The sequence below is a fragment of the Luteimonas rhizosphaericola genome (assembly GCF_029888045.1).
Taxonomy (GTDB): domain Bacteria; phylum Pseudomonadota; class Gammaproteobacteria; order Xanthomonadales; family Xanthomonadaceae; genus Luteimonas; species Luteimonas rhizosphaericola.
In genome coordinates this window covers 494,254-508,271 of record NZ_JARXRN010000025.1, presented here as the reverse complement: position 1 = coordinate 508,271, position 14,018 = coordinate 494,254, and the positions used below count along the sequence as shown (strand labels likewise).

General features: G+C 70.9%; 10 protein-coding genes and 1 tRNA gene. 3 read left to right on the top strand and 8 right to left on the bottom strand.

Annotation, left to right across the window (positions count from 1 at the left end; genetic code table 11):
• The gene (locus QFW80_RS11455; protein WP_280602090.1) at positions 1–2,847 is read left to right on the top strand and encodes a hybrid sensor histidine kinase/response regulator; all 2,847 of its coding nucleotides are present in this window, start codon (positions 1–3) and stop codon (positions 2,845–2,847) included.
• A gap of 158 nt (positions 2,848–3,005) precedes the next feature.
• Here QFW80_RS11455 and bfr read toward each other — a convergent pair whose 3' ends face one another.
• The 3 genes from bfr to QFW80_RS11440 form a co-directional block, all read right to left on the bottom strand.
• The gene (gene bfr, locus QFW80_RS11450) at positions 3,006–3,476 is read right to left on the bottom strand and encodes a bacterioferritin (protein WP_280602089.1); all 471 of its coding nucleotides are present in this window, start codon (positions 3,474–3,476) and stop codon (positions 3,006–3,008) included.
• Positions 3,477–3,585: 109 nt separating this feature from the next.
• Positions 3,586–3,795: a (2Fe-2S)-binding protein gene (locus tag QFW80_RS11445; RefSeq protein ID WP_280602088.1), complete on the bottom strand. Its 210-nt coding sequence runs from the start codon at positions 3,793–3,795 to the stop codon at positions 3,586–3,588.
• Positions 3,796–3,886: 91 nt separating this feature from the next.
• Positions 3,887–4,465, bottom strand: coding sequence for an RNA pyrophosphohydrolase (locus tag QFW80_RS11440; protein ID WP_425603559.1), 579 nt, complete (start codon positions 4,463–4,465; stop codon positions 3,887–3,889).
• A gap of 137 nt (positions 4,466–4,602) precedes the next feature.
• Between QFW80_RS11440 and QFW80_RS11435 the strand changes: the two genes are divergently transcribed.
• Positions 4,603–4,679 (top strand) — tRNA-Met (locus QFW80_RS11435).
• A gap of 169 nt (positions 4,680–4,848) precedes the next feature.
• Here QFW80_RS11435 and QFW80_RS11430 read toward each other — a convergent pair.
• From QFW80_RS11430 to QFW80_RS11410, 5 genes are all read right to left on the bottom strand, one after another.
• On the bottom strand, positions 4,849–5,880 hold the full coding sequence (locus QFW80_RS11430) for a DUF5829 family protein (protein ID WP_280602087.1): 1,032 nt from the start codon (positions 5,878–5,880) through the stop codon (positions 4,849–4,851).
• The gene (locus tag QFW80_RS11425) at positions 5,877–7,865 is read right to left on the bottom strand and encodes a TonB-dependent siderophore receptor (protein WP_280602086.1); all 1,989 of its coding nucleotides are present in this window, start codon (positions 7,863–7,865) and stop codon (positions 5,877–5,879) included. The genes QFW80_RS11430 and QFW80_RS11425 overlap by 4 nt, the downstream gene beginning before the upstream one ends.
• A gap of 172 nt (positions 7,866–8,037) precedes the next feature.
• Positions 8,038–9,438 (bottom strand): DUF3526 domain-containing protein, encoded by a 1,401-nt coding sequence (locus tag QFW80_RS11420; RefSeq protein WP_280602085.1) that lies wholly within the window; start codon positions 9,436–9,438, stop codon positions 8,038–8,040.
• A complete protein-coding gene (locus QFW80_RS11415; protein ID WP_280602084.1) occupies positions 9,435–10,859 on the bottom strand; it encodes an ABC transporter permease in 1,425 nt (474 codons plus the stop codon). Before QFW80_RS11415 ends, QFW80_RS11420 begins: the two co-directional genes overlap by 4 nt.
• Positions 10,856–11,566, bottom strand: a complete 711-nt coding sequence (locus QFW80_RS11410; protein ID WP_280602083.1) for an ABC transporter ATP-binding protein — start codon at positions 11,564–11,566, stop codon at positions 10,856–10,858. The genes QFW80_RS11415 and QFW80_RS11410 overlap by 4 nt, the downstream gene beginning before the upstream one ends.
• Before the next feature lie 150 nt (positions 11,567–11,716).
• Here QFW80_RS11410 and QFW80_RS11405 point away from each other — a divergent pair, with 150 nt between their 5' ends.
• A complete protein-coding gene (locus QFW80_RS11405; RefSeq protein ID WP_280602082.1) occupies positions 11,717–13,939 on the top strand; it encodes a TonB-dependent receptor domain-containing protein in 2,223 nt (740 codons plus the stop codon).
• Positions 13,940–14,018: the final 79 nt, after the last annotated feature.

Genomic DNA, 14,018 nt, shown 5'->3' with positions numbered 1-14,018 from the left:
ATGGCGATGATCAGCAACGCACGCCCGTCCAGCGCGATGCTGCGCTGGTTCACCCTCGGTGCCGCCGGCGGCGCGGCGGTCACCATGGCCATGCACGTGCTGGGCATGGAAGGGCCGTGGCAGGGCTTCGCCCTGGTGCTGGCGCTGCTGGCGGTGTTCGCCTCGATCGCGGTGTTCTACAACATCCGCAGCCGCGAGCACGAACTGGCCGAGGCGCGGGAGCGTTCGCAGCGCGACGAACAGCTGCTGGGCGAACTGCAGCGCGAACTCGAACGCCACGCCCAGCTCGAGCAGGAGCTGCGCCACGCCAAGCAGGCGGCCGAGTCGGCGGTGATGGCCAAGGGCGAGTTCCTGGCCACGATGAGCCACGAGATCCGCACGCCGCTCAACGGCATCGTGCCGATGCTCGACCTGCTGATGCACGCGCGGCTCGCCGCCGACCACGCCGAGCTGGTGCGCACCGCCTACCTGTCCTCGCAGCAGATGCTGCGGATCGTCGACGACATCCTCGACTACTCCAAGCTCGAAGCCGACCGGCTCGAGCTCGAGACCACCGGCTTCAACCTGCGCGAACTGCTCGAGGGCGTGCTGCAGCTGATGGAACGCCCCGCGCAGAGCAAGGGTCTGCGCCTGCACATGCAGCTCGACCCGGGCGTGCGCCTGCCGGTGCGCGGCGACCCGGTGCGGCTGCGCCAGGTGCTGGGCAACCTGGTCAGCAACGCGGTGAAGTTCACCGAGCGCGGCTCGATCACGGTGTCGCTGCGCAAGACCGGCGAGACCGCGTCGCAGCACCAGCTGCGCTTCGAGGTGCGCGACACCGGGATCGGCATCTCGCAGGCGGCGCAGTCGCGGCTGTTCCAGGCCTTCAGCCAGGCCGACGCCTCGACCACGCGCCTGTACGGCGGCACAGGGCTCGGGCTGGCGATCTCGCGCCGCATCGTCGAGCTGATGGGTGGGCGTATCGGGGTCGACTCCGAGGCCGGGCACGGCGCTACGTTCTGGTTCGAAATCCCGCTGCTCAAGGTGCAGGGCGACATGCAAGCCGAAGACAAGACCCCGCAGGGTGGACGCCTGCTGCTGCTCAGCGCCGATCCGCGCTTGCGCCTGCGCTTGAGCATGCTGCTGCCCAACTGGGGCCTGCGCGTGACCTCGGTGGAGACCACGCAGGAAGCGCTCGACCGCCTGCGCAACGCCGCCAACCAGGGTCCGCCGTGGGCCTATTCGATCGTGCTGGCGGACCTGGCGGGCATGCGCAACACCGCGCTCGCGCTGCACCGCAACCTGGGCCGGCAGAGCGTGTACGGCGAGCTGCGGCTGGTGTGCCTGTACGGCGACGACCCGGTGGCCGACGAACTGCAGCGCAGCGTCACCCTGCTCAGCCGCCAGGCGCCGGACCCGGACCTGCGCGCGGCGCTGTTCGAATCCACCGCTTCCGAGCAGGCCGTCCCCGCCCCGCCGTCTCCCGAGGACAGCGCGCCATCGCCCGCCACCGCGGCGGCGCAGGCGGTCAACCTCGACAAGTTCGCGGTACGCAAGCCGCGGGTGCTGCTGGTGGAGGACAACCCGGTCAACCTGATGGTCGGACAGCGCCTGCTCGGCGTGCTCGGGATCACCTGCGATACCGCCAGCAACGGCGAGGCCGCGCTGCTGCGCATGTCCGCCTCGCGCTACGACATCGTGCTGATGGACTGCCAGATGCCGGTGATGGACGGCTACACCGCCACCCAGCGCTGGCGCGACAACGAAGCCGCCAGCGGCGACGGCCGTCGCCTGCCCATCATCGCCATGACCGCCAACGCGATGGCCGGCGACCGCCAGAAGTGCCTGGACGCGGGCATGGACGACTACCTGCCCAAGCCGGTGACGCGCAGCGAACTCGAGCGCTGCCTGCATCGCTGGTGGGATCCGGACCAGATCAGCGTGCCGGCGGAATTCGCCGACCTGGTCGGCGGCGGGCCCACGCCGGAACCGGTCACCCCGACCTCGCTGGATCCGCAGCTGCTGGGCCTGCCGACGACCGACGCGCCTGCGCCGGCAGCCGCGGTGACGCAGGCCTCGGCGGGCGCCGGCGACGCGGCCTCCGCGACGCGGATCGAAGCAGGCGCAGCGGCGGCGCACGCCCAAGCGGACGCGGCCGGCCGGCCGTCGCCCGACACCGCCCCGGCGACCGCGCATGTCGCCCCGCCGGCCGCGACGACGCCCGGACCCGGCGCAACCTCCTCCGCGCCGACTCCAGCCTGGACCTCGGCACCGTCGACGGCCGCGCCCGCGCCTCGCGTCGGGCCGCCCGACGCAAACCCGGCACCCGCCGCGATCCCGGCCGCGACGGCGGTTCTGGCGGCGCAGCCTCCCATCGCGCGCACCCCGCCCGCGGTTCCGCAACCTCCCGCCGCGGCTGCGGGCACGTCTTCGCGTACCGCCCCACCGCCTGCGAACGCAGCCGCGGCTCCGGCGGCCAGGTCCGCGAGTGCCGCGCCCGAGCCGCCCAAGCGCCCGCTCGCCGTGGTCCTCGATCCGGAAATCCTGGACGACCTGCAGGCCATGCTCGGCGAGGAGGTCGACCGCCTGGTCGACGTGTTCCTGGAAGACACGCCACGCCTGATCCGTGCGCTGGAACACGCGGCCACCGGCCCGGACTACGAGGCCCTGCGCGACGCGGCGCATTCGCTCAAGTCCTCCAGCGCCAACCTCGGGGCGATGTCGCTGTCGGCCGCAGCCAAGCGGGTCGAGCTGGCCTCGCGCGAGAAGTCGCTGGAGCGTCCGGCCGTGGCCGTCGCCCTGATCGCCAACGAATTCGCGCGCGCGCGCCAGCAGCTGCTGGCCCGGCGGCCCGCCTCCCAGACCTGAGGATCACGACGCGCTGGCAGAAGCCGGCCGGGCCACGCCCGACGAGTGAACGGTGGCGGCACCTGATCGCGCGCGCCGTGCCGCGACAGGATCGCGTCGGGCCCAGGGGTTCCCGGCGGATGAACGACGACGGACGAACTCCGCCGCCCGACGCCGCCTCAGTCCTCGATCTGGCTCTGCAGGTAGTTCTGCTCGCCGATGCGGGCGACCAGGTCGAGCTGGGTCTCCAGCCAGTCCACGTGCTCTTCCTCGTTCTCGAGGATGTCGGCGAACAGCTTGCGGCTGACGTAGTCGCCCACCGTCTCGCAGTGCGCGATCGCCTCGCGCAGCAGCGGGATGCCGTCCATCTCCAGCGCCAGGTCGGCGCGCAGGATCTCCACCGGGGTCTCGCCGATGCGCAGCTTGCCCAGCGCCTGGAAGTTGGGCAGCCCCTCGAGGAACAGGATGCGCTCGGACAGCACGTCGGCGTGCTTCATCTCGTCGATCGACTCTTCGTACTCGTGCTTGGCGAGTTCGCCGAGGCCCCAGTTCTTCAGCATCTTGGCGTGCAGGAAGTACTGGTTGATCGCGGTGAGTTCGTTGTAGAGCGCCTTGTTGAGGTAGCGGATGACCTCTGCATCGCCTTTCATGGCCGGATTCCGTGCAAGCGTGGACCTGCGCACTCTAGCGTCGCGCGCAGGCGCATGCCGGAACACGAATCGGGTGCATTTGTATCCCGCGCCGCGCGCGAGGCGTCGCTCAGGCGGCGCGCAGCACCGGCAGGGCGATGGACGCGGCCGGGGCGGCCGGACGCGCGGCGTCGAGCAGGGCGCTCGCGGTGTCGATGCAGGTGCCGCAGCAGGCGCCCACGCCTGTGCGCATGGTCAGTTCGGGCAGCGAACTGCAACCGGCCTCGGCGGCCCGGCGGATGTCGGCTTCGGTGATCCCGTTGCAGATGCAGACGTACAAGGCGCGCGACCGGTGGAAGATCCGGACGCCATTTCGCCATGCATGAGAATGATTGTCAATGCCGCCAGCATTCCGGTCCGCTCGGGGACCGTTACTCCCGGTCGCGCGAGGGCTGCCGGACCGGGCCACGGTGCCGGGGCCGCCGGCGGCCCCGCTCGCGCTCGACGGTGGCCGCGGGAATGGCGTTCATCCCCGCGATCTGGCGCGCGAACGGCGCCAGGTGCCGCAGCGCGCTGGCGTAGACCCCGCGCTTGAACATCACCACGTGTTCCACCGGGTACCAGAAATCCACCCAGCGCCAGTGGTCGAACTCCGGCTTCGGGGTCAGGTCCAGCTGCAGGTCGCTTTCCTGCCCGGTGAACTGGAGCAGGAACCAGACCTGCTTCTGGCCGATGCACACGACGCGGTCGTTGCGGCGGATGGCGTTGTACGGCAGCCGGTAGCGCAGCCAGCCGGGGGTGACGCCGAGCACGGCCACGTGCTCGGGCAGCAGGCCGGTCTCCTCGCGGAGCTCGCGGTACATCGCCTCGATCGGCGTCTCGTCGCTGTTCATCCCGCCCTGCGGGAACTGCCAGCCGTCGCGACGCACCCGTCGCGCCCAGAAGACGCGGCCGTCGGGGTGCATCAGGACGATGCCGACATTGGGGCGGTACCCGTCCGGATCGATCACGATGCGGACTCCAAGATCTACTGCCCCCGACTCTGCCACGGCGCCCGCGAAAGTGCCAATCCCGATGCGCGGCGTTGACGCCGCCGCCCCGCGCGCCGAGAATAGGCGGCTCGCCGCCCTGCGCGCGCGATCGATCTGGCTATGTAGCTCAGCCGGTTAGAGCACAGCACTCATAATGCTGGGGTCGGTGGTTCGAGTCCACCCATAGCCACCACTGCCTGCAGATCGAACCCGCCGCGTCGGGCGCGGTTCTGCGCGCCCGCGGCGCCTGCGCCTCCAGCCGGCCGCGCCCGCCCGCCTTTGCCGCACATCTCTGCCGCACATCCCGGCGATGCACCGGAGCCGCCGACGCGCGGACTGGATCCGCCGCACGATCCCCGACGCTACTCGCGGCGACGCACGCGACAGTCGTCGGCGCCGCCGGCATCTGCGCTCCCGGGCGTGGCCCTGCCGAAATGCCAACGCAGGCGCCCGCCGGCTGAGTCGAGTGTCGTCCGGCCCAGCACCGCCGGGCAGCCCGCGTTCCAGCGGCCGGACACGGCGAGGTCGAGATGCACCAGGCCAACGGCTTCGGGGCCGCGCCGCTCCAGCACGATCGACCAGCCATCGCCGACCAGCCGCGTTGCTCCGGCATCGTCGAGGCGTTCCATGCCGGCAAGCGCCAGTTGTTCTGCGATGCGGGCTTGCAGCCGGGCCGGCACGGAGATCGCGATGCCGACCACGTCGACGAAGTTCTGGTCCTCGCGCCAGCGCGCGGCCAGCGCATCGCGCCGACGCGTGCTTCCCGCGCGCGCTTCGCCGGATGGCGCGTCGCGCGACGAGATCCAGCCCACGAACTCCGGCGTGTAGGTCATCGCCCAGAGCACGAACTGCGGGTTGTCGCTGGTGGCATCCACCTGGACGGCGTCGTACCAGGGAACGACCGGATCGACCCGTCGGTAGGTGGCGGCGGAGCGCCGCACGTCGGCGCCATAGGCATGGCGCCATGCGTCGTGGACGGCATCCAGTCCCGCGGCGGCATCCAGCCCGATCGCCAGCCCGACCTTGCCGACCGGCTCGCCGAAGCGGTTGTCCGGCGCAAAGAACTCCAGGTACGTCGTGCGGCCGCGGAAGAACAGGCGGTCGCTGTGACCGTCGGGCGTCCTGAAGTCCGGAAGCCCCGCGTCCGCGTGCGACAGGACCCGCGCGACGTTCGGGTGGTCGCGCAGGGCGGCGAAGGTATCCGCATCGAGCACCACGTAGACGTGGTTGAGCCCCGGCGGTGCCGGTGCGCGCACGACCGGTGCCGGCGCTTCGCCAGCCTGTCCGCCCGACGCCGGCACCAGCGCACACAGGCCCGCGACCAGACATAGCAGCCCCAGCGCGAGCCGGCGCCGCGCCCCCGGGGGACGCCCGCGCACGACGGGGCCGCTCACCAGCGCTTTCCCAGGGTCAGTCGCAGCGTCCGCGGCGGTTGCGGGTAGATCTGCGCGAACCCGCCGGTGATGTAGTACCTGCGGTCGCCCACGTTGTCGATGTTGAGCAGGAGGTCGAAGCCGTTGCGCAGCGCGTAGCGCGCATTGAGGTCGATGCGCGTGTACGCGGGCAGGAAGAACGTGTTGGCGGTGGTGGCGGCCTGCTCGCTGCCGTGCAGGACGCCGCCGCCCAGCGTCAGGCCGGACAGGCGGCCGTCGAACGCCAACGACGTCCACAGGCTGGCCTGGTGGCGCGGCACGCCTGCAAGGCGGTTGCCGACGATGGAGGCGTCGGAGTCCTCGCGGATGCTCGCATCGGACCAGGCGTAGGCCGCCACCAACGTCCACGCATCCCGCAGGCGCATCGACAGTTCGGCCTCCGCGCCGCGCGAACGCAGTTCCCCCGCCTGGATGACCAGGTTCCAGTCCACCGGATCGGCGACCACGGCGTCGGTCTTGCGCAGGTCGAACAGCGCGAACGTCGCCTCGGCGCGTCCGTCGGCCAGGATCGACTTGATCCCCAGTTCGACCTGTTCGCCGCGTGTCGGCTTCGGCGTCAGGCCGCTTTCCAGCAGGCCCGCATCCGCCTCGTTGCGGAACGAACGCGCCCAGCTGGCGTACACCGACAGGTCCGGCGTGAGCAGGTAGGTGACCCCTGCGCGTGGCGAGAACGGGCGATCGCGACGCGTCACCGCCGGGTCGATGCCGCCGGTGTAGAACGACACCGTATCGGTGCGCTCGTAGCGGCCGCCCAGCAGCCATCGCCAGCGTTCCCACGCGATCTCGTCCTGCAGGTACAGGGCCGCGGTCTCGAACTCGTAGCGGCTGTCGCCGGCATCCACGTAGGTGTCGGGCCGGCCGGTCGGCACCGGATCGAACAGGTCGATCGGATTGCCGTAGGCGATGCGTCCGTCGAGGAATGCCAGCCGGTCCACCGCCCGCTCCACGCCCGCCAGCACGCGATGCTCGACCGGCCCGGTGCGCCAGCGCCCATGCAGCTCGGCCTGCAGGGTCGAATCCTTCTGGGTTTCGCGATAGCTGACGAAATTGCGGTTGACCGTCGTGCCGGTCAGCGTGGGGAAGCCGTAGTTGAAGAACTCCTCCTCGGGCACGCGTACGTCCGACCAGTAGGCGCCGAGGCGCAGGCGCCAGTCCGCGGACAACTGGCGATCGAACTCCAGGGCACCGCTCAGCTGGCGCTTGCGGATGCGCATGAAGTCTTCGCCGTAGTTGCGTCCGATCGGCACCTCGAGGAACAGCGGGCTGTTGCCCAGGCCACGGTCGAAGGCGGCGTCGCGTTCCAGATACTCGAACCGCGCGAGCAGGCTCGTGTGCGCGTCGGGTCGCCACTCCAGGGTGGGCGCGAGGAACGACTGGCGGCTGTCGATGCCGTCGCGGAAGCTGCCCGCGTCCTCGTGCGCCGCGTTGAGGCGGCCGAGCAGCGTGGCGGCGGCGTCGACCGGGCCGGTGACATCGACGCTGGCGCGGGCGTAGTCGTCCGAGCCTGCCGCCAGGCTTGCGGCCGCGGCGAACCGCTCCTGCGGCCGTTTGGAGACGAAGTTGATCACGCCGCCCGGCTCGAAGCGCCCGTACAGAGCGGACGCGGGGCCCTTCAGGACTTCGATGCTCTCCACACCCTGCAGTTCGACCTCCGGCTGCGACATGCTCTGCCGGAATCCGTCGCGCAGCGTGCTGACGGCCTGGAACCCGCGGATGCGGAAGCGCTGGTTGCCGGAGAAGCCGATCGTCCGCTGCACGCCGCCGATGGTCTCGGTCGCCTGTCCGATGTTCGACACGCTGCGCAAGTCCAGCAGTTCGCGCGGGACGATGCTGACGCTGAACGGGATGTCCAGCACGGGGGCGCCGGATTTGGTGGCGGTTTCGCCGGGAATGCGCCCCAGCTGCCTGCCGTACACGGTCACCGCATCCAGCTCGGTGGCGGACACGGCTGGAGCGACGTCTTCCGCATTCGCAGCGGCGGCCGCACCGGCAAACGCGAGTGCTAGCGCGGGGGCAAGCGTCGGGCATCGGAACATCAAGGCTTCCTTCTGGACACGGGAGATGGGGCGCGGCGCCTGTCGGCAACGTGCGCGCACGGACATGGTTTCGAATGCGGCCCTAGGCAGCCGGCCCGCTGCCGGCACGTCGCAGGGCGAGCGCCAGCAGCAACAGCGCCAGCGTCCACAGCACGCCTAGCGGCGCCCGCACGGCGCGCCAGGCCACGTCGTCGCCCGGCTCGGCGAACGCGAACGTCGGCAGCGCGTCCAGGGCTTCGGCATCGAGCAGTTCGCCCCCCAGCATCATCCGGCCGGTGCGCTCGCGGAAATCGACCAGATGCGTCCTGGCCTGGCCGATGAACGCGCCTCGACGCCGTTCATCGGTTCCGGCCGCGGCCACCAGCCCCCGCTGCAACATCAAGGCGGGCGTGGCGAACTGCCATCGCGCCACCGTCTGCTGCTGCGCGGCCAGGGCACCGTCGAAACGCTGCACCACCGGCGCCACCGCGCCATCCACCAGGCGCGTGGTCAGGAACAGGGTGGTCGCCCAGGCGGGCAGGTTGCCGCCGGCCTCCGGATCGAGCTCGGGATGGTCGTGCGCGTACTCGCCGAGCAGCGCCGCGCCGCGCTTGATGCCGTCGATCTCGTGCGCGCGTGCGGTGGCGATCAGTTCGAAGCGCGACGGCGGCGGATGCAGCTCGCGCGACACCAGCCCCACCAGCGCCGGCAGGGCGAGCACCAGCAACACCCACGCCGCCAGCAGCGCCAGCAGGGTCTGTCCTTCGCGCAGGTGCCAGGTGCCGATCCAGGCCACCAGCCCCCACCAGAACGCGAAATAACCCAGCGTCAGCGCCAGCGCCCAGGCCAACCGCAGCGTGCGCTGGTCGTGGCCCGTGGTTGCGTCGCCTGCGAGCCAGAGCCATGCGAAGACGGCCAGCAACGGCGCCAGCAACAACAGCGCGCGTGCGAGCAGGCGCCCGGCCAGCAGGTGCCGTGGTGGAACCTGCTGCACGGCCAGCACGCGGTCCAGGCCGCGTTCGCGCTCTTCGGCCAGCACGCCGTAGCCCAGCACGATCACCAGCAGCGGCAGCAGCGTCTGCAGCACGAAGGCGAGGTCGAAGCGCCCCTGCGCCAGCGCGAGCGGGCTGTCGATTTCGTAATGGCGGAACAGCTCGTGCTGCCTGCGGAAGGTGAACGCCGTGGTGGTGCGCGGATCCAGATCCGCCCGACCGCTGGCGAGATCCGCCAACGGGGCGGGCGGCAGCACGATCGGGCTTTCCGCGCTGAACGGCAGCGCGGCCCAGCCCTCGCCCCGGGCGATGTCGGTCAGCATGCGCGTACGCGATTCCTCGGCGGCGGCCACCGCTGCGCGCGCCTGCGCCTGCCATTGCGTCGCGAACCGCGCACCGTTCCACGCCGCCAGCGCGATGAACAACGCGGCCAATGCCAGCGCGGCCACCCCGATGCGGCTGCGTGCAAGCAGCCGCCAGTCCCACGCCATCGTGCGCCATAGCGTCTTCATCGGGCGGACTCCGCACGGGTGGCGGCGCGGCTCGCCAGCCAGGTCGCCAGCAACAGCCATGCAGCGAGCAGCAGCCCGTCGGCGGCCAGGCGCGGGGACAGCTCCGCCATCCCAGGCAGTACGTAGTCGAATTCGGGAATTCGCTCCCACACGGAGCGATCGGCCAGATAGGCCATGTCCTGCCCGGCGCCGTTGCGGATCAGGTCTTCGTCGAGCGTGCGCACGATGATGCGACGCTGCGCCTCGGCCTGCGCCATGAAATCCACGTGGTGGGAGACATCGGTACCCGCCGCCGCCATCGAGACCTGCTGCAGCGCGGGCAACGGTCCTGCCAGTGCACCGATGCGGCGCCACCGCTCCTGCTCGCGATAGGCGTCGGTCAACGCGCCGAAATGGCGGTCGAATACGAGATGCCCGTAGCGTTCGCCTTCCTGAAGCGCCAGCCCGGCGAAGCTCACCGGCAGATCCTCGACGCGCTCCACGCCATATTGCGCCAGCACCTGCTGCCTGAAGGCGTCGCGACGCCGGTCGGCCGGATCGTGGCCGTCCATGCCGTCGCGCAGGTCGCGATAGATGGCCGACGAGAACTCGCCGGCCGCCGGCACGGGCGCGACCGCTTCGGCCACGGCGACCGCCAGCCTCGGGGCGATCAGGGTGGCCAGCGTCCAGGCCGCCAGCAGCAGCACCAGCGCGCTGCGCGCTTGCGCCATCCGCAGCGAGACCGCCAGCGCCACCGCGATCCATGCGCCCAGATAAAGCGCATGCGCCAGCACCCAGATCGACAGCCGGAGCAGCAGGTCGGTCGTCCCTTCGACGCGTCCGATGGCCGCCGGCAGTTGCGCGAGCGCGAGCAGCAGCAACGGCGCTCCGAACACCAGTCCCATGGCCACCGCCTTGCCGATCAGCAGCGTGCGTGCGGTCGCGCCTCCGCCCAGCAGCAACGGGAACGTACCGCGCTCCCGCTCCCCCGCCAGCGCGTCGAAGCCGAGCGCGATCACCAGCAGCGGCACCAGCACCTGCAGCAGCCACGCCGGGCTGAGGTCGGCCAGGCGCCCCAGCTCCACCCGGTCTTCGGCCGCACGCAGATTGGCCGGATCCTGGTAGTGGGCTTCCATCCAGATGGCGACGCCCGCATACGGCCCGATGCCCGGGTCCAGCGTGGCGAGCGGCCCCATCGGCCGGAACGCGAAGCGCGAGAAATGCGCGACGCTGTGCGGGTTGCGCGCGCCCTGATTCGCGAAGGTGTCGCGGTCGGCGGCTTCCGCGGCGATGCGGTCGCGCTCCGATCCGGCCGCCCGCTGGATCGACAGCGTCGCGGCCAGCAGCCCCAGGGCCCCCACGAGCAGCAGCACGACGGGCAGCCTGCCTTCGCGCCACCACAGCCGCAGCGTGTGTCCGGCGATCGCACGCACCGGACTCATGCCACGTCGCGCAGGTGATGCACGTACAGCGCCTCGATCTCCGCGGCGCTCATCGCGCGTGGGTCGAGCATGTCCACCAGCCTGCCCTGGCGCATGATCCCGATGCGGTCGGCCATCTGCTGCGCGCGGAAGATGTCGTGGGTGACGGCGAGGACGGCATGGCCGTCGGCGGCCAGCCTGCGCACCAGCGCGACGAGTTCGTTGGCGGCCTTCGGATCGAGCCCTGAGAGCGGTTCGTCGAGCAGCAACGCGCGCGCGCCCTTCGACAGCGCGATCGCCAGCCCGAGCTTCTGGCGCATGCCCTTGGAGTAGCCCGCCACGCGACGCCCGTGCGCATCGCGCTGCAGGCCCACCTGCGACAGCATGCGATGCAGTTCGTCGTCCGCGGGCCGCGGACGGCCGGACAGGTCCGCGAAGTAGCGCAGCGTCTCGAGTCCGCTCAGCAGCGGATACAGCTGCACGACCTCCGGCAGGTAGCCCAGCCGTGCGCGGGCGGCCTGTGGATCGGACTGGACCACCACCTCCTCGACGCGCGCCTCACCCGACGTCGGCGCGAGAAATCCCAGCAGCAGGTTGAGGGTGGTGGTCTTGCCGGCGCCGTTGGCGCCGAGCAGGCAGACCACTTCACCGGAGTCCACCTTCAGGTCCAGGGCGTCCAGTGCGATCTGGTCGCCATAGCGCTTGCACAGGGCGCGCGTTTCGAGCATTGGCTGATCCCCCGACGTCATTGACGGATATGTTATTACATTACACTCACGCCTTCGCAAGCAGCCCGTCGTGATCCCCCGCCCGCTCCGACTTCTCGGGGGATCGCACCGGTCGCGCTGCCCTCCACCGCCTCCAACCCCGAGATCTCGATGAAGTGCTCCCTGCTGTGCGTCGCCATCGCCGGCGTCGTCCTCTCACCCCTGCCCGTGTCCGCGCAGGACGTCTCCCCCAGAAGCCCGGTCGACCTCGACGAACTGGTCGTGTTCGGCGAACGCCGGGCCGCCGAGCCCCTGGCCGGCAATGCCCGGTCCACGCTGTCCGGCGACGAACTGGCGCGTCGCCGCCAGGGCGGGCTGGGCGAGACGCTGGCCGGCCTGCCCGGCGTGCATCTGGACAACTTCGGCGGCGGGGCCTCGCGGCCGGTCATCCGCGGCCAGACCGTGCCGCGCATCGAGATCCTGTCGGACGGCGCCAACCTGTTCGATGCATCCTCCGTGTCGCCCGACCACGCCATCACGACCGATCCGCTGCTGCTGGACGCGATCGAAGTCATCCGCGGTCCGGCGGCGGTGATCTACGGTGGCAATGCCATGAACGGGGCAGTGAACCTGATCGACGGCCGCGTTCCCAAAGCGTTGCCCCGCAACGGACTCGGTGGCGGCGCGGAGCTGCGCCTGGGCAGCGGCGACCGGAGCCGGGCGGGCGTGGCGCGGGTGACGGCCGGCGCCGGCCAGTTCGCCGTGCACGCGGAACTCGCGCGCCAGCACGCGCAGGACTACGACATTCCGGGCGGACGCCTGCAAGATTCGTTCGCCGAGGGCACCACGTCCTCGTTGGGCGCCTCCTGGATCACCGGGCGGGGCTACATCGGCGCCGCGCACACCCGCCAGGAGGGCGAGTACGGGCTGCCCGGGCATTCGCACCTCAACGGCGTCTGCCACCCGCACGGCATCGACCTCCATTGCGAGGCGCACGGCGGCTACGAGGATCCGTTCGGCTCGTCCGACGACCACACCGCGCGCATCCGGTTGCGCAGCGAGCGCACCGACGTGCGCGCGGACATCGACGATCCGCTGCCCGGCTTCGAGCACCTGCGGCTGCGCCTGTCCTCGACCGACTACGCGCACGACGAGATCGACGGCCCGGCGCTGTTCAACCGCTACACCAACGAGGTGGAGGACGGCCGCATCGAACTGACGCACGCGCCGCTGTTCGGCTTCACCGGACTGCTGGGCGTGCAGTACACCGACGGCAAGTTCAGCGGGCTCAACGTCAACAACCTGCACGTGCCCTTCGGCGAGAATGGCTACGGGCTGGTCCCGCCCTACTTCCACCTGACCCGGAACATCGGCGTGTTCCTGAGCGAACGCCGCTCCTTCGGAGTCCTCGACATCGACGCGGCAATCCGCAAGGACTGGCGCGAGGTCCGGGTGCCGGCGCCCGCATTCCGGCACACGCTGACACCTGCCTACCAGGAACTGTTCGAAGGCTGGTACGGGCCGGACTGGGAGCAGGTGATCGAAGACGAGGTGGTCGAGAGCTTCGTCACCCGCAACCCCGGCAGCAGGCAGTCGCCGGTGTCGGCCTCGGTCGGCGCGAACTGGCACCTCGACGGCGGCTATTCGCTCGCGCTCGCGCTGGGACGCACCCAGCGCGCGCCGAGCGTGCGCGAGCTGTACGCCTATGGCAACAACCTGGCCACCAACAGCTACGAAGTGGGCCTGGCGCGCTCGCGCAGCGCGTCACCGAGCTTCCCCGAAAGCCGCACCGACGTGCTTGAGACCACGCGATCGGTCGACCTGACCCTGCGCGGTGGCGGCGATGCGCTGGAATTCGAAGTCGGCCTGTTCCACCAGGACATCGACGACTACGTTTTCGCGCGCCTGATCGAGACCGACGACGCCACCGGCGTGCCGCACAACTACCTGCTCTACACCGCGGCCGATGCGCGCTTCAGCGGGATCGATGGCCAGGTCAGCCTGCGCCTCGACGACGCCCACGTGCTGACCCTGTTCGGAGATTACGTACGCGCCGACCTCACCGGCGAGGCCGACCGCGTGCCGAGGATCCCACCTGGCCGGCTGGGCCTGCGTCACGCCTGGTCGAGCGGTCCGTTCACGCTGGACGCCGAGTACTACCGCACCGCCTCGCAGGATCGAATCGCGTCGTACGAGACCCGGACGGCCGGCTACGACATGCTCAACGCGACTTTCGCCTACCGCTTCGCGCTGACGCCGCGCCAGTCGTCGGAGGTCTACGTGCGCGCCACCAACCTGCTCGACGAGACCGCCTACGCCCATACCTCGTTCGTGAAGGACCAGTCGCCGCTGCGCGGTCGCAGCATGACGCTGGGCATCCGCTACCGGTTCTGAGCGGATCGACCGCCGGACCCCGCATCGCCTGCGGGACGCCGGGCCTGGGAGTCCTGCCCGTGGGATCCGGCGACCCGCG

Coding starts and splice junctions, on each gene's coding strand:
- QFW80_RS11420 (WP_280602085.1), bottom strand. CDS start 9,438: ATGAAGACGCTATGGCGCACGATGGCGTGGGACTGGCGGCTGCTTGCA.
- bfr (WP_280602089.1), bottom strand. CDS start 3,476: ATGAAAGGCGATGCAGAGGTCATCCGCTACCTCAACAAGGCGCTCTAC.
- QFW80_RS11405 (WP_280602082.1), top strand. CDS start 11,717: ATGAAGTGCTCCCTGCTGTGCGTCGCCATCGCCGGCGTCGTCCTCTCA.
- QFW80_RS11455 (WP_280602090.1), top strand. CDS start 1: ATGGCGATGATCAGCAACGCACGCCCGTCCAGCGCGATGCTGCGCTGG.
- QFW80_RS11410 (WP_280602083.1), bottom strand. CDS start 11,566: ATGCTCGAAACGCGCGCCCTGTGCAAGCGCTATGGCGACCAGATCGCA.
- QFW80_RS11415 (WP_280602084.1), bottom strand. CDS start 10,859: ATGAGTCCGGTGCGTGCGATCGCCGGACACACGCTGCGGCTGTGGTGG.